This window comes from Prevotella sp. OH937_COT-195 (assembly GCF_003932845.1).
GTDB lineage: Bacteria > Bacteroidota > Bacteroidia > Bacteroidales > Bacteroidaceae > Prevotella.
The window spans coordinates 21,619-42,791 of sequence record NZ_RQZH01000003.1 but is presented as its reverse complement, the minus strand read 5'-3'; the positions used below and the strand labels follow the sequence as shown (position 1 = coordinate 42,791).

The window sequence follows — 21,173 nt, the reverse complement described above, 5'->3', positions numbered from 1 at the left end:
ATAAAATAAATGATCAAGACATGAAAAAAATATCATTTTTAATACTTTCGCTTGCAGGCTTGTTGTTCACAGCCTGCGGCGATGACTTTACCGATTGGGCAAGTCCGCAGTCGAATTTACCGGAAAATGCCGTTGAGATTCCCGGTTTGAAGGCTTCTGCGGTGGGTGACATAGACCTCGCCAAGGCAGAAGATGCAGTGCAGGTATTCACTTTGAGCACCGAGAAACTGCCCGAAGGCTACACATTTGCCAATGCACGCATCTCCATCATCACGACAGAGGTAAACTGCATGCCGGTCAAAATTAATGCCACTCTTGACGGAAAGGTGAGCAAGGAAGAACTCCAGAACTATGCAGTGAAGACATTCGGCAAGCGCATCGAGAAGCACAACTATTCTGCACACGTGTTCTTAAATGCCGTGAAAGACGGTCAGGCATTGCTCATCGATGCCGGAGTGGTGTATTTCGACATGACCTCGGCACCCACGAGAACCGTAATCTATCTATTCGGAGACTTCTCCGGATGGAGTCCCGAGAAGGCAAAGGAATGTGCAATGTTCCAAACAGACGTTAATGTGTTTGCCTACTACGGCAAGTTTGACGGCAACGTGAAGGCATGGGACGAGCACAATCTCGGCAACTGGGACATGTGTTACAACACCTCGAAGGATAAAGATGGTTCCACGGAAATGTCAGGTCCGCTCGAAATATCGAACGGCGGTGCCATTCATTCGCCCGAAGCAGGCTTTTGGAAGATGGAGATGAATCTCAATACCATGCAATATACTTGGACGAAATTGGAAAACCAAACTCCCCAAGAATATTCTTCAATAGGTGTCATCGGAGACTTCAACGGCTGGGGAGGCGACGTAGAACTTACTCAGGTTACTCCTCACAACTGGTTTGTGAAAACAACACTGTCGAAAGACGGTGGCTTGAAGTTCCGTGCAAACGGTGGTTGGGACATAAACTGGGGAGCCGACTTCACCGTTTCTGATGCCGACTATTCGGCACAGGGTGTTGCCGGTGCTGCGAATATCAACGTGCCCGCGGGAAATTACTGCATCTATTTCAACGACATTACAGGCATGTTTGCCATAGTGTCGGAGTAATAACTCACGATAAATCTTGACATAAGGGAAAAGAGTGCGTAAAAACATTCTTTTCCCTTGTTTGTTATTCTTTCTCATAATAAGCAGATGCCCGGAATCATTTTTGTATGTGTAATGCTTTCATTTGCTTTTCTTTTATCTGTGTATTACCGTTCTTTTTTCTTCATTCTGCCGGCTCTCATAAGTAATGCAGTACGCCACGCGCTCATTTTTTCATCGCCGTTTCGTATTCGAAAACAACCTTGCGAACGGACGAAAAGAGTTTTTGAATCCCGTAATGATTGGTTTTGATGCAAGCGTTTGCATTGTGTAAACGGGTGAAAAACACAGGCTTGATATGTACGTATCGGTATTTTTTGTTATCTTTGTGACCTAAACTATAATAATTAAAAACCACTATGTTATGAAGAAATTTACTAAAACGCTTATTGCAATTGCGATAGTTGTCCTTTGCTCGCAGACCGCCGGTGCTCAAGGGTGGCCCGAAAACTACGGCGGAGTGATGTTGCAAGGCTTTTACTGGGACTCGTTCTCTCATTCCAAATGGAAAAAACTTGAGGCACAGGCAGACGACCTCGCCTCGACATTCAGTCTCGTATGGATACCGCAGAGCGGAAAGTGCCTCGAGTCATACAACGTAATGGGATATACCCCTTACTACTATTTCAACCAGAACAGCAGTTTCGGCACCGAGGAAGAACTGCGTTCGATGATACGGACGTTCAAAAACAAAGGTCTCGGAACGGTTGCCGACGTGGTGATAAACCATCACAACACAAACGGATGGTGGACTTTCCCGGCAGAGACATACAAGGGAACAACCTATCACTTGCAGACAACCGACATTGTGAACAACGACGATTACGACCCGATGACGGGGAAATACAAGACACGCGAGCAGGCTGCCATAGACGGAGTGACTCTGAGCAGTAACAACGACGAGGGCGACGACTGGGGCGGAATGCGCGATCTCGACCACAAAAGCGACAACGTACAGAAGATAATGAAGGCATACGTCAAGTTTCTCAAGGACGACCTCGGATATACCGGCTTCAGATACGACATGGTAAAAGGGTTCGCCGGATCGCACGTTGCCGATTACAACGATGCCGCAGGAATAGAATATTCGGTGGGAGAGTGCTGGGACGGCAACGATAGGATTAAAAGATGGATAGATGCCACGGGAAAGAAGAGCGCGGCATTCGATTTCCAATTCAGATATAACGTGCGCGATGCAATAAACAGCAACGATTGGAGTAGGCTGAACAGTACCAACAATCTCATGCACGACCCTGCATACAACCGATATGCCGTGACATTCGTGGAGAATCACGACACCGAGAAACGGGCAGGCTCCGAACAAGACCCGATAAGGCGAGACACACTTGCCGCAAACGCGTATTTGATTGCAATGCCAGGAACACCATGTGTGTTCTACAAACACTGGTTGGCATACAAGAGCGACATAAAGGCTATGGTGGATGCGAGAAAGGCCGCGGGAATAACCAATACGAGCACTTTCCTCAACCTGAAGAGTACGGCAGGATGCCATGCCAATGCCGTAAAGGCGGGTGGACAGAGCCGACTGGTGGTCGTAGTGGGCAGGGAAGCAGCCGGTTTCACCCCTTCCGGTGCATACTCGCTTGTTCTTTCGGGACATAATTACCGCTACTATTTGGCCAAAAACCTTGAAACGGCATGGGCAGACAAGAGTTCGGGAGTGTATGAAGAGGCGTTTAAAGTAAAACTTACGGCAGTGAGCCAGACCGAGGGGGCACAACTCGTATATACCACCGACGGAACCACGCCGACAGCCGCGACAAAGAAGGTGGCAAGCGGCACGGAAATAGAAATAAACAACGACTGCACGCTGAAAGTGGGACTGCTCGTTGCCGGGACGGTAAGCGGCATCATCGAGCGCAACTACACTATCAAGATAAACAATTACGAACCGAAGACAATCACTGTGTATTGCAGGGTTGACGAGAATGTGACGGGATGGACAACCATGAACTATTGGACATGGAGCGATTTCGGTCACACACCGGATAATCCCAACTGGCCGGGCGACCGCATCACGGCTACAAAACAAGTTGACGGAAAGACATGGTACCAAAAGAATTTCACGCTGACGAGCGAGGACGATTACGTTAACTTCGTGTTCAGCAACGGCAGCGGCTCGCCGCAATCGGTGGATGTTGAGAACGTTACGACCACGAAATTCTTCGTCGTTCGCAACGAGAAAGATGCGCAGGACCACTATCTCGTGGAAGATGTTTCATCGGTATCGTCTATTGAATGGATCAACACCGTTACCGATAATCAGTCTTCACCGCTCAATGTTTACACCACCGATGGACGCTTGCTTCGCCGCTTGCCGGCAGGGACATCTGAAAGCGATGCCCTTAACTCGCTACCGCGAGGCATGTATATCGTTAACGGAAAGAAACTGGTAAAATAAAATATTGGTGTTCGCTAAAAGTTGAAAATCAATAAGTCATGTGTCCGCATTGCCGATAAACAGGCATTGCGGACTCGTTTTTGAAAAAGTAAGCCCCTTTAGTCAAATGAACTAGCCCCCCATTTTCTCATATCTTTTTGTCAAAAGCGTTTCGCTGTATGCAACGCGTTCCGTTAACATAGGAAGGGAGGCGCAGGGACGGATGAAAAGTGGAGGCTGTGACCAACTCGATGACAAGGACTGTGCCATAAGCGCGGGACTCCCGTTGGTCACAATGTCCACCACCATGTCCGGATAGCGGAGCGGTCTGACTCCACGACGTATCAAAACATATCAAGAAAGAGCAACAATGGCTAATAGACATCACAAAAGCAACATTTCCAAAGATTTTTTATCCAATTTTAAAATATTAGCACACATTTGTTTGGCAAATAAAAAAAAATCGCTACTTTTGTGATGTTCACTTGTCAAATCAAGAGCAGAAGCAAACTAAAAGTCTAAATACATTCAGTGTTAACTCTAAAATCGTAAACTTATGAAAAGACTATTTTTACTTAGTTTGGCCATTGCGGCTACATGTGCTTCTTCCGCACAGACAGTAATCGACTCAAAAAAAATGGCTCCTGGTTATGAGAACCAAATTGTACAAGACCAAAACGGCAGAATTTTCAAAAAGTTGGTAAAGCCTAATACCATTGCCAACGAGAATATACTACCCGCAACAAAGGTCATGAAAGACGAGTACGACATCGAAAAAACGTTCTACGAGGGCTTCGAGGGTTGGGAGACGAGTTACGGTATCAACTGGATACCCGAGGATTGGACAGAGATAAACACCGAGGCCAATATTCCTACGGAGGAGAATCTGTCGCACAACGTGAATAACACGTGGTTTGTCTTCACAAGTTCCAATATGTTTCAGGAATTGACCACAGACGGAGAGAAGGAGGCTTTCATCCATTTCGGCTACGTAAGTGCTGCCTATGGGCTCAACGCCGAGGCGCAGGACGAGTGGCTGGTGTCTCCGGTCATCTCTTTGAAAGAGAAGGAAACGCTCCACTTCATGTTGCAGGCTGATTTCTTCAACTTATATAACTGTACCGATTTCGACTGGTCCAACCATGTATATAAGAACGGACGCCAGGTTGTGAACACGATGAAGGTCATGCTTTCCACCGACAATGGCGAGACATGGGGCGAAATTTGGGACTTGGTCAACGATGTAGTGTCGCATCTCACCGATAAGGAGTGCTTCGACAACTCCGATTTGAGAATCAAACACTACGACATCGACCTCTCCGGCTATGCGGGTCAGAACATCCAATTAGCATGGAGATACGTCCGTGAAGAGGGCGACTGGAAGGGTAACTCCATGATTCTCGACGGCATTATCATCAATCATCCCGTTTCGTCTGACATCCAAGGCGTGTCAACAGGTTCTGTAAGCTATGAGTATTACGATGTGAACGGAACTAAACTGACTGGCAAACCGACCAAGAAAGGCCTGTACCTCCGCAAGGGCGAAGGCAAGACCACAAAGGTAATGCTCTAAAATATTCATGGTGATAGACAGGTCAAAGGATAAGGACTTGTCTATCACCATTTTTTCAATACGGTAAGGTCATCATTCCACGATGCTCTTGCCCGTCACATAGCACATTGTCCACGCGGCTTGAAGGTTTAATTCTCCCGTCACGGCATCAATATTGGTCACCTCGCCAGCAAAGAAAAGATGCGGATACACCTTGCTTTCAAGCGTATTCAAGTTGAGATTGCCCAAGGAGATATGTAAGTGACGAATTCCTTCCAGAAACTGCTCTTGCCACTTACTTCATAGACATCGTTTGTCATCGTCTTTTTCTACATGTACCGGCAATGCCTGCGGTCTGTTCTCAAAGAAATAATATGCAGTAAGTGCCGGGCACAGATTCATGATGAAGTTATGGACATACCCGTGTCGTGAATGAACGAGGTTCGCCTTGTTCTTCAGCAATTCGTTTACGCACTATAATATAACTTTTACGAAGCATTGTCTTTTCCCAAATTGGCATTAGTTTGTTCTTCATGTTTGCTCTCCGCCCATGCACAAGATGCGCCCCTTGGTCGTAACGTATCGAATAGTCCTTGCTTTTTTAAGGAACGACTATTTGTAGGGACAGAGGAGACAGTATTTGTTGTTTTTTTATTTTTACCGGACACCAATAATATTTTTATTTCTCGCTTCCCCCTTCCTCATATATGTTCAATGCCATACTATTCTGTAATTTCATCCATTTTGGTTTATCAATCACGGTAAATGGTGTTGTTTTACCTTGATTTTCATGGCGTTATCGTTTGTTTTCTTCATGTTGTTCTCGATAGGAGTGATGCCATGTTGTATTTGCTTGTTACCATCTTGTCAGTCCTGTTTTTATTGCCGTAGCCCGCTGTGTCTTAGATAACAGGACAGACAACCTGACCAACAATCAAACAAAATCTGTGCAGGCTTTTAATGAGCAATTTGGGCTAAAAGATTGTTTTTATGAAAACAAGACGATGCTAAATTAATTATTTTTCAGAAACATTCAAGTGAAATATAAAGTTTTTCTGTTTTTGAGTATTAACAGGTATGTGGATGTGATTTTGATGCAAACGTTTACACAATATATTTATGTTTAAATGTTGCTAAATTAGTGTCGTATAATGTTGGTTTTTAGTAATTTTATGCCCAAATACTAACCATCATGGATATGAATTTTCAATTTAATATCGATTATCAGACGAGTTATGGTGAAGACCTTACTCTGAACATCGTTGACAATGAGACAAAGGAAGTTGTAGCAAAATACAGAATGAATACCTCCGATGGTATTCGTTGGACTTGTGACTTGCGCCGCGATGCGGAGGTCGGAACGGTGATATGCTACTATTACAGTGTTGAGCGCAACGGAGAGGAGATACAGCATGAATGGCTCGTAGAGCCTCACAGGATAGAGATGTCGTGTGCAAAGGGCGTGCGGTATGTAGTTTACGACCATTGGATATCCATGCCGGAAGACAGTTATCTTTACAGTTCGGCATTTACCGAGTGCATCTCTCGCCGTCGTCATCGCAAGATAGAGCAAAACACCAATGCCGTGACGGTGTGTCTAAAGGTGCGTGCACCGCAGTTGCGTTCAAACCATCGGCTTGCCGTGGTTGGTGCGCAGGGAGTGCTCGGCTCGTGGCAGTTGAATGATGCGAAACCCATGGTGGAACATCAGTTCAATGAGTGGGTAATTGACATCGACACGGCGGGAATGTCGGGTGACACGCTCGAGTTCAAGTTTGTGGCGACAGACGAAAACCGCGACATCATGCCTTTGTGGGAGACACAGGGCAATCGCACCATAGCACTGCCGCCGATGGGGCGCGGCGATGTGTTTGTATATGAACTCGGTCAGGCATTTTTCCCGATATATGACATGAAATGCGCAGGTACGCTGGTGCCCGTGTTCTCGCTGCGTTCGGAAGGAAGTTTCGGCATAGGCGACTTCGGCGACCTGTGCCGAATGACAGACTGGGTGGCAGAGACTGGTCAACGCGTATTACAGATACTGCCCATAAACGACACCACTACCACCAAGACTTGGATCGATTCGTATCCGTATTCGTGCATCAGTATCTTCGCACTGCACCCGCAATATGCCGACCTGAGACAGCTGCCGCAACTGCACGATGCAGAGAAACGCAGGCATTTCGAAGAATTGAGACTCGAACTGAATACCCTCGGACAAATAGACTATGAGCGAGTAAACGCTGCCAAGGAAGAATATCTGCATCTGCTGTACGAGCAGGAGGGCAAAACGGCACTCGCATCGCAGGAGTTCAAAGCATTTTTTAAGGATGCGGAACAGTGGCTCGTGCCATACGCACAGTACAGTATGTTGCGCGACAAGAACGGTACTGCCGATTTCTCGCAATGGGAAGGTCATGCCGCGTGGAACGAGGACGACCGCAAGGCTCTCGTCAATCCGCGCAACAAGCTTTACCGGGAGGTGGCATATTTTTACTATGTACAGTTCGTGTTGCACTGCCAAATGAGCCGCGTACACGAGTATGCACGTTCCAAAGGAGTGGTGCTGAAAGGCGACATACCCATCGGCGTGAGCCGTTTTGGCTGCGACGTGTGGCAGGAACCACGCTATTTCAACCTCAACGGACAGGCAGGTGCGCCTCCGGATGATTTCTCGGTGAACGGACAGAACTGGGGATTCCCCACATACAACTGGGACGAGATGCTTGCCGACGGATGTGGTTGGTGGGTGCGTCGCTTCCGAAATATGTCTAAATATTTCGATGCTTACCGCATAGACCATGTTCTGGGCTTCTTCCGTATATGGGAAATTCCCGCCGATTCGGTTCACGGACTTTTGGGGCATTTCGCTCCGTCGCTGGGCATGACGCGCGAAGAAATTGAAGCCTACGGGCTGGGCTGGCAAGAACAGTTTTTTACCGAGCCGTTCATAACCGATTGGGTGCTCGACCGTGTGTTCCACGAAGATGCCGATGCGGTGCGCCACGAGTTTTTGGAGACAACGGGCTGCGACCGATACCGCATGAAAGACGAATATGCCACGCAACGCAAAGTGGAAGCGTGGTACATGGCAGAAGAAGAGAAGGGCGGCGACAACCGTTTCTCGATGCCGCTTGCATCGGTGCGCGACGGACTTTATTCGCTCATAAGCAATGTGTTGTTCGTGCGCGACCATAAATCACCTGACCGTTTCCACCCGCGTATATCGGTGCAGTTCGACTTTATATACGAGTCGCTTTACGACAGTGACAAGTATGTGTTCAACAAACTTTACAACGATTACTATTACCGTAGAAACAACCAGTTCTGGTATCATGAGGCAATGAAGAAACTGCCGCTTCTTGTGCAGTCAACGCGAATGTTGGTGTGCGCCGAAGACCTCGGAATGGTGCCCGACTGCGTGCCCTGGGTGATGAACGAACTGCGTATCTTGTCGCTCGAGTTGCAGTCGATGCCGAAAGATAACCATGTGCGTTTCGGACATTTGGATAATAACCCGTACCGCTCGGTGTGTACCATATCGAGCCACGACATGCCTACGCTGAGACAGTGGTGGGACGAGGACGAAGGACGGGCACAAGACTATTTCAATTCAATGCTGAGACGCGACGGATTTGCACCGCACCCGATGCCGGGGTGGCTCGCATACGACATCGTGTCGCGACATCTCGCATCACCATCGATGCTCTGCATATTGTCTGTTCAAGACTGGCTCGCCGTTGATGAGAACCTGCGACTTGCCGATCAAAATGCCGAGCGCATCAATATTCCTGCCAACCCGAAGCACTACTGGCGATACCGTATGCACATCGGTATCGACGAAATGATGGAGAACAAAGACTTCAAGAACATGGTGGCAGACATGGCAAGGAATAACGGAAGGAAATAAACAATAAACAACGGTTTTCACAGACATCCCGGAATGACGAGAAAAACATCATCGGTGACGGTCTGCGAAAACCGTGTCTTAATATATATAAGGTATGAAAAGGACATTATTTTTATTATTCTGCGGATTGATTTCATTGATGGCGTCGGCACAGGAAGCGGCATCGCCAAACGGAAACGTGCGCCTTAAATTCTATCTCGACGGCACACGACCGGCATACGAACTTGCATATAAAGGCAGGGAGGTGATAAAGCCGAGCCGACTCGGATTGGAACTCGCACGGGACAAACATGCCTCGAAAGGATTGGAAGAGACAGACCTGATGGACGGCTTCGGCATAGTTGACTACAAAACATCGACATTCGACGAGACATGGAAGCCGGTGTGGGGAGAGACGGCAACGATACGGAATCATTACAACGAACTCGCAGTGACGCTTAAACAGCAGTCGACGGGGCGAAACATAATCGTACGCTTCCGGGTGTATGACGACGGAATGGGATTCCGTTACGAATTTCCACAACAAGACAACCTGAACTATTTCATAATAAAGGAAGAACGCAGCGAGTTTGCCATGAACGGAGATCACACTGCGTGGTGGTTGCCGGGCGACTACGACACACAGGAACAGGAGACACAGCAGAGCAGACTGTCGGAGATACGCGGACGGTTTGACAAAGCAGTGAACTGGGGCAACTCTTCGGTGGCAATATTCTCGCCTACGGGCGTGCAGACATCTCTGCAGATGAAGAGCGACGATGGACTGTATATCAACATACACGAGGCCGCATGTGCCGATTATGCAACGATGCATCTCGAACTCGTCGATGCACATACGAAACAACTTACGACGGAATTAAAGGGTAACAGCAATGTATATACGCCGGCACCTCAACCATCGGCTTATCCGCTGCCCGCTCCGATGACATTTGTAAGTCATCTGACACCTGATGCCACCGGACTGAAAGGCTGCATGCAGACTCCGTGCAGCACACCGTGGCGAACGGTAATGGTGAGCGACGACGCACGCGACATGCTCTCATCGAACCTTATTCTGAACCTTAACGAACCATGTGCAATCGACGATACCTCGTGGATTCACCCCACGAAGTATTGCGGAGTGTGGTGGGAGATGATCGTGGGCAAGAGCAGTTGGAACTACACAGATGATTTCCCTTCGGTACAACTTGACAAAACAGACTATACAAAGACAAAACGGAACGGTCGTCATGCCGCAAATACGGAGAAAGTAAAGCAGTATATTGACTTCGCGGCGGCAAACGGGTTAGACCAAGTTCTCGTGGAAGGGTGGAACATCGGCTGGGAAGACTGGGTCAATATGTGGAAACGCGACGTGTTCGACTTCGTTACACCGTATCCTGACTTCGACATAAAGGCTCTGAACGACTATGCACACTCGAAAGGAGTGCGCCTTATGATGCACCACGAGACTTCTTCTTCAACGCAGAATTACGAGCACCACCTCACGGAAGCCTACAAACTGATGAACCGTTACGGATATGATGCGGTAAAGACGGGTTACGTCGGTGACATCATTCCACGTGGCGACCATCATTATTCGCAGTCTATGAACAACCATTATCTTCATGTCTTGAAAGAGGCTGCAAAGCATCGCATCATGGTAAATGCACACGAGGCAACGCGCCCGACGGGACTTTGTCGGACATATCCCAACCTTGTGGGCAACGAGAGCGCGCGAGGTACGGAGTATGAGGCATTCGGAGGTTCGCGTCCCGACCACACCTGCATACTGCCATTCACACGGTTGCAGGGCGGCCCCATGGACTATACGCCGGGCATTTTGGAAACACAACTGAAGAATTGGAGCGATAACCCGAACATTGTACATACCACACTCGTGGGACAACTGGCACTTTATGTTACGATGTACAGTCCGTTGCAGATGGCAGCCGACCTGCCCGAAAACTATGCGAAGTACATGGATGCGTTCCAATTTATACGCGATGTGGCATGCGATTGGGACGACTCACGCTACCTTGAGGCCGAACCTGCCGACTATATCACCGTGGCACGCAAGGCGAAAGGCACCGACAATTGGTTCATCGGTGGGAAATGCGATGAGAACGGGCACAAGAGTAACATACGGCTCGATTTCCTCGATGAAGGTCGCAAGTACGAATGTACCATATATGCCGATGCAAAAGATGCACACTACGAGCATAACCCTAAGGCGTATGTCATCACGAAAAAGACCGTGAAAAAGGGCGATGTGTTGAAACTTACCGAGGCTCCGGGCGGTGGTTTTGCAATCAGTTTGTTTGCCAAGTGAGCCATATGACAGTCGTTCGAAATCTCTCTCAAAACATTTCTTGTTACGGAAAAGAGACTAAAAGAACATCTTTTAAAAAAAAGAAAGGTGAAGAACGGTATGTTGACAATGTTTTATGTTAAATCGATGAAGAATATTAAACCATGAAAAGATTCTTATTTGCAGGCATCCTATACATGCTTATATCAATCAATGTGACGGCACAGAATTTCAGTTTCAACGAGGCTGACTATACGCCGAGCCGTACAACGTTCCGACTTTTTGCGCCAAAGAATGCAAAAAAGGTAAAGGTGGACTACGGAATGGCAGTCGGCAAAAACGGAATGAACAAGCCGGAGAGCATCAAGATGAAACTCGGAAAAGACGGAATATGGACGGCAACGGTAAAGAAAAACCTTGCAGGATACCATTACCGGTTTGTGGTTGACGGTCGTCAATCGCCCGGAGTATTTGCCAAGGCGGTGGGAGTGAACGGCAGGGAGGCTGTTATAATAGACATGAAAACCACCGACCCGGAGGGTTGGGAGAAAGATCATCGCCCCGTGATAAAGTCGCCTGCCGACCTCGTCATCTACGAGATGCACCACCGCGACTTCTCCATATCGCCATCGTCGGGCATCAAAAACAAGGGGAAATTCCTCGCATTGACAGAGCCGAAGGGAATAGATCACTTGAAATCGCTGGGTGTCAACGCAGTGCATATCCTGCCTTCGTACGATTATGGCTCGGTTGACGAGACACGACTCTCACTGCCTCAGTACAACTGGGGCTACGACCCGGTGAACTATAACGTTCCGGACGGCTCGTACAGCACCGACCCTTACACTCCCGAGGTTCGCATACGCGAGTTCAAACAGATGGTGCAGGCACTTCACAAAGCCGGCATCCGCGTGATACTCGACGTGGTGTATAACCACACTTACGACATAGAGAACAGTAATTTCCAGAATACTTATCCCGATTATTACTACCGAAAGAATGCCGACGGCTCGTACAGTAACGGCTCCGGTTGCGGAAACGAGACGGCATCGGAGAAGCCGATGATGAGGCAGTTCATGCTGGAATCGGTGAAATACTGGATCAACGAATATCATATAGACGGTTTCCGCTTTGACCTCATGGGCGTTCACGACATCGCAACGATGAACGAGATACGCCGTGCGGTTGACGAGATAGACCCCACCATATTCATTTACGGCGAAGGGTGGAGCGCGGGAGCATGTGCATTTCCTGCCGAACAACTTGCCACCAAAGCACACATCTCGCGGATGCCGCGTATCGCTGCGTTCTCGGATGAGTTGCGCGACGGGCTGCGGGGTCCGTTTTCCGATGACTCCAAAGGTGCTTTCCTCGCAGGCGTTGAAGGCAACGAGGAGAGCATAAAGTTCGGAATCGCCGGCTGCATATCCCACCCGCAGGTTGACATGTCTCGCGTTAACTACTCCAAAGAGGCATGGGCAGCCGAGCCTGTGCAGACAATTTCATACGTCAGTTGCCACGACGACATGTGCCTTATTGACCGCCTGTTGGCAACAACCTCCGCCAACTTTCCGCCACGAGATACCCAGCAACCTCTTTCCATAGAGCACGATTCGCCGCTAATCGCCCTCTCGTGCCTCGCCCAGACCGCGGTTCTGACATCGCAGGGGGTGCCGTTCATTTTCTGCGGAGAGGAGATGATGCGCGACAAGAAAGGCGTACACAACTCTTACAAAAGTCCTGACAGCGTGAATGCGCTCGACTGGGACAACCTGAAACGTCATCCCGAGGTGTTCACATACTACAAGAAACTGATACAGTTGCGCAAAAACCACCCCGCATTCCGGCTCGGAAGTGCCGACCTCGTGCGCCGACACCTGCAGTTCCTGCCCACACGGCCCTGTCTCGTGGCATACCGGTTGGTGGACAATGCGGGAGGAGACACGTGGAAAAACATATACGTCGTGCTCAATGGAAACTGGTATCCGCGCAAGGTGGATATACCGGAGGGCAAATACACTGTGGTGTGTGCCGAGGGAGTAATCAACGAAGACGGAATAAGAAACATATCAGGCAATTCCGTTACCGTGGCACCGCAGTCGGCTTTGATATTCCATGATTAGTCCATTAACTGTTTTAGAAATAAATATAACATGAAAAGAGTAGTTTTGTTCCTATTGTTCGTCGCGGCATCATCAATGATGAACGCAACACCGGTGAAAGTGAGCAGGATAGATCCCACCGACTGGTATGTCGGCATGAAAGACCCCTCGCTGCAACTAATGGTATATGGTAAGAACATCCGTGAGACCGACGTTACGACCGACTATGCCGGAGTACGTCTCGACAGCGTGGTGCGTCTCGACAGTCCCAACTATCTGTTGGTATATCTTAACATCGAAGGAGCGCAACCGGGAACGATGAAACTGAAATTCACCGCACGCAAGGGGAGCGGTGCGAAAGGAACGTTCACATTCTCTTACAAACTTAAAGCCCGCGAGATGGCTGGCTCCGAGCGTAAGGGATTCTCTAATGCCGACGTGCTTTACATGCTCATGCCTGATCGTTTTGCTTCGAGCGGGAAATACACCACGCCGCAAGCCACAAAACGACTGGCAGCCGAACTCAACACTTATGTAGTAGATCGCAATGCTCCTTCGCTGCGTCACGGCGGAGACCTTGAAGGCATCCGCAGGCATCTCGACTATTTCAACGAACTCGGAGTAACCGCATTGTGGTTCACGCCGGTACTCGAGAACAACTCGCCCGACAATGCACTCGGATACAGCACATACCACGGATATGCCACGACAGACTATTATCGTGTTGACCCACGCTTCGGTACAAACGAGGAATACCGCAAACTTACCGACGAGGCACACACCAAAGGTCTGAAAGTCGTCATGGACATGATTTTCAACCACTGTGGTTTTGAACATCCGTGGGTTGCCGACATGCCCTCTGCCGATTGGTTCAACCTGCACGACTGGCTGAAAGAGTCCGGCGGAACTGCCAATCCCGAAGGTACATCTTTCAAGCAAACAAGTTACAAACTAACGCCGGTAATCGACCCGTATGCTTCTGAAACAGACAAAAAAGAAACCATGCAGGGGTGGTTCGTGCCTACAATGCCTGACCTTAACCAGCATAACCCTCACGTAATGACGTATCTCATACAGAACAGTATATGGTGGATAGAAACCGTGGGCATCGATGGAATACGTATGGATACCTACCCCTACGCTTACGCCGAGGGAATGGCACGGTGGATGAAAACCATAGACAACGAATATCCCAACTTCAACGTAGTGGGCGAGACATGGGTTACCGAGGCGGCATACACGGCTGCATGGCAGAAAAACAGTCGTATTGCAGAGAACAACTCGAACCTTAAAACAGTGATGGATTTCTCTTTCTACGACCGAATTTCGAAGGCCAAGAACGAGGAGACCGATGCGTGGTGGGAGGGGTTCAACCGCATTTACAACTCTTTCCTGTATGATTACCTGTATGAGAATCCGGACAACGTGATGGCATTCATAGACAATCACGACACCGACCGTTTTCTCGGCAATGGCTGCGACACGCTCGCATTGAAACAGGCTCTTGCCTTGTTGCTAACCGTAAGACGAACACCGCAACTGTACTATGGCACCGAGATACTTATGAACGGAACGAAGGAAGTGACCGATGGCGACGTACGTTGCGACTTCCCGGGAGGCTTTCCGGGCGACTCGCAAAACGCATTCACTGCCGAAGGACGCTCGGCAGAGGAGAACGCCATGTTCAACTGGCTGTCGAGTCTGCTGCATTGGCGCAAGGGCAACGACATAATAATACGCGGAAAGATGAAACATTTCATACCGTACAACGGCATATATGTCGTGGCTCGCGAGTACAACGGTCGCGGAGTGGTGGTGATACTAAACGGGACAAACACCGTGAAAACACTTGATGCGGGGCGGTATGCCGAACTGTTCGAAGGTGTCTTGCCCGCGGCAACTGCCAACGACACCGGCATTTCAGTAAAGACAAAAGACGTGATAACGGGAGCGCAGGTGGTTCTGTGCAATGACATGCAGTTGTCTCCGCGCAGTACGTTGATACTGGAATACTGAATACCTAAGGCTCTTTAGCGATTTTTTTTCATAACTTCTTGCACGCATCTCTGCATAATGGAGGTGCGTGCGTTCTTTTTGTTCGCAACGCTATTTGCCGCATACATAAAGACACGGTACACGACAATTCCGCAAGTATGCCCGTGCCATGTCTTGTAAAGAACAATGTCCCGCCATTTACATGACAGGACATTGTTTTTGATTTGTCGTCTTGCTGTTATTCCGACTCCGGAGCCTTGTCGATCAGATCCATGAACTGGTCGAGTTTCGGAGTGATGATAATCTGTGTGCGGCGGTTGCGTTGCTTGCCAATCTCGGTGCCGTTGGTGGCAACCGGGTTATATTCGCCTCGTCCGCCTGCGGTGAGACGTTTCGGGTCAACACCGTAGTTCTTCTGCAAGTACTGCACAACGCTCGATGCACGCAGACACGAGAGGTCCCAGTTGTTGCGTATGTTCTCGCGCGAGATGGGAACATTGTCCGTGTTACCCTCCACGAGAACGTCGTAATCTCTGTAATCCATTATGATTTTGGCAATCTTTGAAAGCGTCTCTGCCGCCCTGTCGTTTATTTCGTACGATCCGCTCTTGTAAAGCATGTTGTCGGCAAGCGATATATATACCACGCCTTTCAGCACTTGTACGTCAACTTCGCGCAACTCCTCCTTTGTCAGCGAGCGCGTCAGGTTGTTCGTTAGCACCATGTTGAGCGAGTCGCTCTTAGACTTTACCTCAACCAAATGGCGTATATACATGTTCGATTCGTTTATCTGGTCTACCAATTTCTCTATGCTTACATTGTTTTGGCTCGCATTCGAGAGACTCTTGTCGAGCGACTGCTGCAAGAGTTGGTATGCACTTTGTGCCTGTCGCAACTGGTCTTCGAGCGAACTGACGCGTGTGTTTGCCGCCGCGAGTTGCTCCTTGGTTTTTTGCAGGTTGCCTGTCAGTTCTTTGTTCTCGAGTTTGCAATTCTCCAAATCTTTCTTGCCGGCACAACTGCTCACGATGATTACGCCTGCGATTAGTGCCGTTGCCAAGATACTTTTTTTCATCACTTACATGGTTTAAAGGTTAATATTAAGGTGGTGTCTGTTAAATAACCACCGTAAAGATTAATTTTGTCTTGTGGATGACGTTCTGTAATATTGAGGTCTGTTCTTGTATAAAGCGTCGGTTCGCCTTGTCATGTGCTCTGCCGCACACTTCGCTTGCTTCCACTTTGCAATCCGAAACATTCTCTCAACCGTACAACGCTAATTTCTGAAACCCACATCTTGACACATCAATGCCTTGCAACAAAGATGCCGCATGAATTGTTATTATGACGGGTCAAAAATGATAATGTTGCATATCGTTATGTTTTTTTAACCGAAAAGAGTAACAAAAAACCTTTATTACACATTGTTTCAAAAAATGATAAAGGAAAAACGGTGAAACAATTCAGCCGGTATTGCTCTGCAAAATCGCCCAATTTGTTTTGCAATATAGGCGAAATTGCGATGTAAAACAGGCGGTTTTGGCAGCATGGTTTTATAAAAACGCATTTTCGCGAGATACGTTTTGACCGGACGTTTTGCGGCAAATATGGATTTGTCGGTGCAAGTAAGTCGGTTTCCTACTAACAAAGTGTGGTTTAACCCCAATCGGTCATTAGAACCCTCAACCGATTTTGTTCGATTGTTGAGCGGATGTGCAGCCGTTTCATCGAAGGCGTAGCGGGCTGCGTCGGGATGTAATGGCTGCGCAGATGTCAGCAAGCGGGCTAAAGCAGTCGGGAAGCGTAACGACAATGGCAAATCTGAGCAAATGCGGTCTAATGACAGATTTGGGTTTAACATATTGCAGGTTACTATATTTTTTGTGTGTCGGTTGCGAGTAAAAAGAAAAAAATGCTTACCTTTGCAGCATTAGATGAACAAAGTATATTTATTTACCGAATATGATATTTTTCTTCAAAACCCCGACAACGAGCATCATTGCGACTGAGACAGACCACCGGTTGAGTACTCCGGAAATAGAAAAACTGTGTTGGCTGTACGGCGATGCCGAACTGCTTTCGACAGATGGCAGGGCGCAGGAAACGGTGAAAGGTTTCTTCGTTGGTCCGCGGCGCGAGATGATTACTCCGTGGAGTACCAATGCCGTGGAGATAACGCAGAACATGAATCTCCGCGGCATAATGCGTATAGAGGAATTTTTCCCCGTGGCCGACGACACCGCCGGGTACGACAAAATGCTGCAACGCATGTATGAAAATCTCGATCAGGAGGTGTTCACCGTTAAACACGAGCCGGAGCCGGTAAGGCATGTCGGAAATCTTGAGGAATACAACGAACAAGAAGGACTGGCACTCTCGGTTGCTGAAATGGAATATCTGCACACGGTGGAGGCACAACTCGGGCGTCCGCTTACCGACAGCGAGGTGTTCGGTTTCGCACAGATAAACTCCGAACACTGCCGTCACAAGATTTTCGGAGGCAGGTTTGTCATCGACGGCAAGGAAATGGAGTCGAGTCTGTTCGGTATGATAAAGAAAACAACGAAGGAGAATCCGCACAAAATTCTGTCGGCATACAAGGACAACGTGGCATTCTCGCAGGGTCCCGTGGTAGAGCAGTTCGCACCGGCAGACCAATCGATGAGCGATTGGTTCCGCGTAAAGGAGATAGAAAGCGTAATATCGTTGAAAGCGGAAACGCACAATTTCCCCACCACGGTGGAGCCGTTCAACGGTGCCGCAACTGGTACGGGAGGCGAGATACGCGACCGCATGGGCGGAGGAACGGGGTCGTGCCCCATCGCCGGCACTGCCGTTTACATGACGGCATATCCGAGATTGGACGACAAAGAAAGAACAAACGATGAAAGAACATGGGAGCGGTTGCTGCCCGTGCGCGAATGGCTATACCAGACACCGGGGCAGATACTGATAAAGGCATCGAACGGAGCTTCGGATTTCGGCAATAAATTCGGGCAGCCGCTGATTGCCGGTTCCGTGCTTACTTTCGAACATAGTGAACGCGGCGAGAAATATGCTTACGACAAAGTTATAATGCTTGCAGGCGGAGTGGGGTACGGCACAAAGCGCGACTGCCTTAAAAAAGAACCGAAGACGGGTAACAAGATTGTTGTGGTTGGCGGCGACAACTACCGCATCGGCCTCGGTGGCGGCTCGGTATCGTCGGTGGATACCGGAAGATACGGCAACGGCATAGAACTGAATGCAATACAACGTGCCAACCCGGAGATGCAGAAGCGTGTATACAATCTTGTGAGAGCACTGTGCGAAGAGGAGGTGAATCCCGTTGTAAGCATTCACGACCATGGGAGTGCGGGGCATGTCAACTGCTTGTCCGAACTTGTGGAGGAATGTGGCGGAGAGATTGACATGACGAAACTGCCGATAGGTGACAAGACTTTGTCTGCCAAAGAAATAATAGCAAACGAGAGTCAGGAACGCATGGGGTTGCTCATCGATGAGAAACACATAGACCATGTGCGCCGAATTGCCGAGCGCGAACGAGCACCGCTGTATGTGGTGGGCGAGACAACCGGTGATGCACATTTCTCTTTCCGTCAGGGCGACGGCACGAAACCGTTCGACCTCGATGTGGCGCAGATGTTCGGGCACTCGCCCGTTACCGTTATGCGTGACGAGACTGTCGTGAGAGAATATGAGAATGTAAGTTATGCCGGAGAGAACACGATTAATCTCGACCTCTTATTGAAGCGTGTGTTGTCACTCGAGGCAGTGGCGTGCAAAGACTGGCTCACCAACAAGGTTGACCGCTCGGTAACGGGTAAAGTGGTGCGGCAACAGTGTCAGGGCGAGTTGCAGTTGCCGTTGAGCGACTGCGGCGTGGCGGCTCTCGACTACCGCGGCGTGAAAGGTATTGCCACCGCGTTGGGACATGCACCGCAGGCAGGACTCGCAAATCCTGCGGCAGGCAGTGTGCTGTCGGTGGCAGAGTCGCTTACAAACATAGTGTGGGCACCGTTGGAAGATGGTCTTGACAGCGTGTCGCTTTCGGCAAACTGGATGTGGCCGTGCCGCTCGCAGAAAGGTGAGGACGCAAGATTATATACGGCAGTGAAGGCTCTTTCGGATTTCTGCTGCGAACTGAATGTCAACGTGCCGACCGGAAAAGACTCGCTGTCCATGAGCCAGCAATATCCCGACGGCGAAAAAATCATCGCACCGGGAACGGTAATAGTAAGTTCGGGAGGCGAGGTGGCAGACGTAAGGAAAGTGGTGTCGCCCGTAATGGTGAACGACAAAGCCACAACGTTGTACCACATCGATTTTTCTTACGACGAACAACGCCTCGGCGGCAGTGCCTTCGCACAGACACACGGCAAGGTGGGAAGTGATGTGCCGACGGTGAAAGATCCCGGATATTTCCGCAACTCGTTCAATGCCGTGCAGGAGTTGATAAAAAAAGACCTCGTAATGGCAGGGCACGACATAAGTGCAGGAGGACTGATAACGACATTGCTTGAGATGACGTTCGCCAACCGTGAGGGTGGAATGAACATCGACCTCGGAGGTTTCGGCGGCGGCGACATCGTGAAGATAATGTTTGCCGAAAACCCGGGAGTGGTTATTCAGGTGGCAGACTGCGACACGGAGACGGTGGAGAATATTCTTGACGAGTCGGGAATATGCTATGCTCCCATAGGGAAACCGGACATGCCGCGTTACATTGTGGTTTGTAAAGACACTTTCTGCCATTGTTTCGACATAGACCAAATGCGCGATGTTTGGTATGAAACCTCGCATCTGCTCGACCGTCGTCAGAGTTTCAACGGATGTGCCGACGAACGTGCAAGGAATTATATGAACCAGCCGTTGGAACTGAAATTCAATGATGATTTTACCGGCATGTTGGAGCAGTACGGACTCGAAACGTTGAGAAAAGAAAGAAGCGCGGGCAACACACGAGGCGTAGTGCAAAACCTGCAAAAAGCAAAGGCTGCGATAATACGCGAGAAAGGCACGAACGGCGAGCGCGAGATGGCATACTCGTTATGGCTCGCGGGCTTTGATGTGAAGGATGTCATGATGACCGATCTTATCAGCGGGCGCGAGACACTCGATGAAATAAATATGATAGTGTTCTGCGGAGGGTTCTCGAATTCTGACGTTCTCGGCAGTGCCAAGGGTTGGGCAGGTGCTTTCCTTTTCAATCCCAAAGCGAAGGAGGCTCTCGAAAGATTCTATAAACGCGAAGATACTCTGTCGCTCGGCATTTGCAACGGTTGCCAGTTGATGGTGGAACTCGGATTGTTGGAGGAGCAAGGACGTGAGCGAAAGCGCGAAAATCGGACACGAATGCTGCATAATGACAGTCGTAAGTTTGAGAGTTGCTTCGTGTCGCTCGCCATACCTGAGAACGAAAGTGTAATGCTCGGTTCGCTGAGCGGCAACAAACTCGGTATATGGGTGGCACACGGCGAGGGCAAATTCTCTCTTCCGGAAGCAGAAAACGAATACAATATCATAGCGAAATACAACTATCACGGATACCCTGCCAATCCAAACGGAAGCGACTATGACACGGCAGGCATCTGTTCAAAGGATGGTCGTCACCTCGCAATGATGCCTCACTTTGAGCGTGCCGTATTCCCTTGGCAGAACGCATGGTATCCGCGCGACCGTCGCAACGACGAGGTTACGCCGTGGATAGAGGCTTTTGTCAATGCGCGCAAATGGATAGAGCGGCGGATTTGAGTTTCAGAAATTAAA

General features: G+C 49.1%; 11 protein-coding genes and 1 pseudogene. 8 read left to right on the top strand and 4 right to left on the bottom strand.

Translation table 11 applies throughout. The features are described 5' to 3' along the window. The first annotated feature begins 20 nt into the window (after positions 1–20). The 3 genes from EII32_RS02245 (at position 21) to EII32_RS02235 (ending at position 5,125) form a co-directional block, all read left to right on the top strand. A complete protein-coding gene (locus EII32_RS02245; RefSeq protein ID WP_125233835.1) occupies positions 21–1,112 on the top strand; it encodes a DUF5115 domain-containing protein in 1,092 nt (363 codons plus the stop codon). 403 nt (positions 1,113–1,515) lie between these two features. Further along, positions 1,516–3,573 carry an alpha-amylase family glycosyl hydrolase gene (locus EII32_RS02240; RefSeq protein WP_125233834.1) on the top strand — a complete coding sequence of 686 codons (2,058 nt, stop codon included), beginning with the start codon at positions 1,516–1,518 and terminating at the stop codon, positions 3,571–3,573. Positions 3,574–4,108: 535 nt separating this feature from the next. After that, entirely contained in the window at positions 4,109–5,125 is a 1,017-nt protein-coding gene (locus EII32_RS02235; protein WP_148096813.1) for a choice-of-anchor J domain-containing protein, read from the top strand. A 72-nt stretch (positions 5,126–5,197) separates the two neighbouring features. On the opposite strand, the gene EII32_RS02230 is transcribed toward EII32_RS02235, so the two are convergent. Together EII32_RS02230 and EII32_RS02225 are read right to left on the bottom strand one after the other, a co-directional pair. Then, positions 5,198–5,353 carry an NAD(P)/FAD-dependent oxidoreductase gene (locus EII32_RS02230; RefSeq protein WP_233582290.1) on the bottom strand — a complete coding sequence of 52 codons (156 nt, stop codon included), beginning with the start codon at positions 5,351–5,353 and terminating at the stop codon, positions 5,198–5,200. A gap of 51 nt (positions 5,354–5,404) precedes the next feature. Further along, positions 5,405–5,675 (bottom strand): annotated as a pseudogene (locus tag EII32_RS02225) (transposase); the annotation flags it as partial. A 627-nt stretch (positions 5,676–6,302) separates the two neighbouring features. Here EII32_RS02225 and EII32_RS02220 point away from each other — a divergent pair. The 4 genes from EII32_RS02220 to EII32_RS02205 all read left to right on the top strand — a co-directional run bounded on the left by EII32_RS02220 (position 6,303) and on the right by EII32_RS02205 (position 15,425). Continuing rightward, entirely contained in the window at positions 6,303–9,017 is a 2,715-nt protein-coding gene (locus EII32_RS02220; protein WP_125233832.1) for a 4-alpha-glucanotransferase, read from the top strand. Between the two features lie 94 nt (positions 9,018–9,111). Then, on the top strand, positions 9,112–11,328 hold the full coding sequence (locus EII32_RS02215) for a glycoside hydrolase family 97 protein (protein WP_125233831.1): 2,217 nt from the start codon (positions 9,112–9,114) through the stop codon (positions 11,326–11,328). Positions 11,329–11,471: 143 nt separating this feature from the next. Further along, on the top strand, positions 11,472–13,430 hold the full coding sequence (gene pulA / locus EII32_RS02210) for a type I pullulanase (RefSeq protein WP_125233830.1): 1,959 nt from the start codon (positions 11,472–11,474) through the stop codon (positions 13,428–13,430). A 30-nt stretch (positions 13,431–13,460) separates the two neighbouring features. Continuing rightward, on the top strand, positions 13,461–15,425 hold the full coding sequence (locus EII32_RS02205) for an alpha-amylase family glycosyl hydrolase (protein ID WP_125233829.1): 1,965 nt from the start codon (positions 13,461–13,463) through the stop codon (positions 15,423–15,425). Between the two features lie 217 nt (positions 15,426–15,642). Here the strand turns inward: EII32_RS02205 and EII32_RS02200 are convergent, their stop codons facing one another. Next, complete coding sequence (locus EII32_RS02200) at positions 15,643–16,479, bottom strand: OmpA family protein (RefSeq protein ID WP_199741379.1); 837 nt, start codon at positions 16,477–16,479, stop codon at positions 15,643–15,645. A 354-nt stretch (positions 16,480–16,833) separates the two neighbouring features. Further along, positions 16,834–17,265, bottom strand: a complete 432-nt coding sequence (locus EII32_RS02195; RefSeq protein ID WP_148096812.1) for a hypothetical protein — start codon at positions 17,263–17,265, stop codon at positions 16,834–16,836. Positions 17,266–17,366: 101 nt separating this feature from the next. Here EII32_RS02195 and purL point away from each other — a divergent pair, with 101 nt between their 5' ends. Further along, positions 17,367–21,158, top strand: coding sequence for a phosphoribosylformylglycinamidine synthase (gene purL, locus EII32_RS02190; RefSeq protein ID WP_125233826.1), 3,792 nt, complete (start codon positions 17,367–17,369; stop codon positions 21,156–21,158). The last annotated feature ends 15 nt before the right edge of the window (positions 21,159–21,173 follow it).

Coding starts and splice junctions, on each gene's coding strand:
- EII32_RS02200 (WP_199741379.1), bottom strand. CDS start 16,479: ATGAAAAAAAGTATCTTGGCAACGGCACTAATCGCAGGCGTAATCATC.
- EII32_RS02215 (WP_125233831.1), top strand. CDS start 9,112: ATGAAAAGGACATTATTTTTATTATTCTGCGGATTGATTTCATTGATG.
- EII32_RS02195 (WP_148096812.1), bottom strand. CDS start 17,265: ATGTTAAACCCAAATCTGTCATTAGACCGCATTTGCTCAGATTTGCCA.
- pulA (WP_125233830.1), top strand. CDS start 11,472: ATGAAAAGATTCTTATTTGCAGGCATCCTATACATGCTTATATCAATC.
- EII32_RS02245 (WP_125233835.1), top strand. CDS start 21: ATGAAAAAAATATCATTTTTAATACTTTCGCTTGCAGGCTTGTTGTTC.
- EII32_RS02235 (WP_148096813.1), top strand. CDS start 4,109: ATGAAAAGACTATTTTTACTTAGTTTGGCCATTGCGGCTACATGTGCT.
- EII32_RS02205 (WP_125233829.1), top strand. CDS start 13,461: ATGAAAAGAGTAGTTTTGTTCCTATTGTTCGTCGCGGCATCATCAATG.
- EII32_RS02220 (WP_125233832.1), top strand. CDS start 6,303: ATGAATTTTCAATTTAATATCGATTATCAGACGAGTTATGGTGAAGAC.
- purL (WP_125233826.1), top strand. CDS start 17,367: ATGATATTTTTCTTCAAAACCCCGACAACGAGCATCATTGCGACTGAG.
- EII32_RS02240 (WP_125233834.1), top strand. CDS start 1,516: ATGAAGAAATTTACTAAAACGCTTATTGCAATTGCGATAGTTGTCCTT.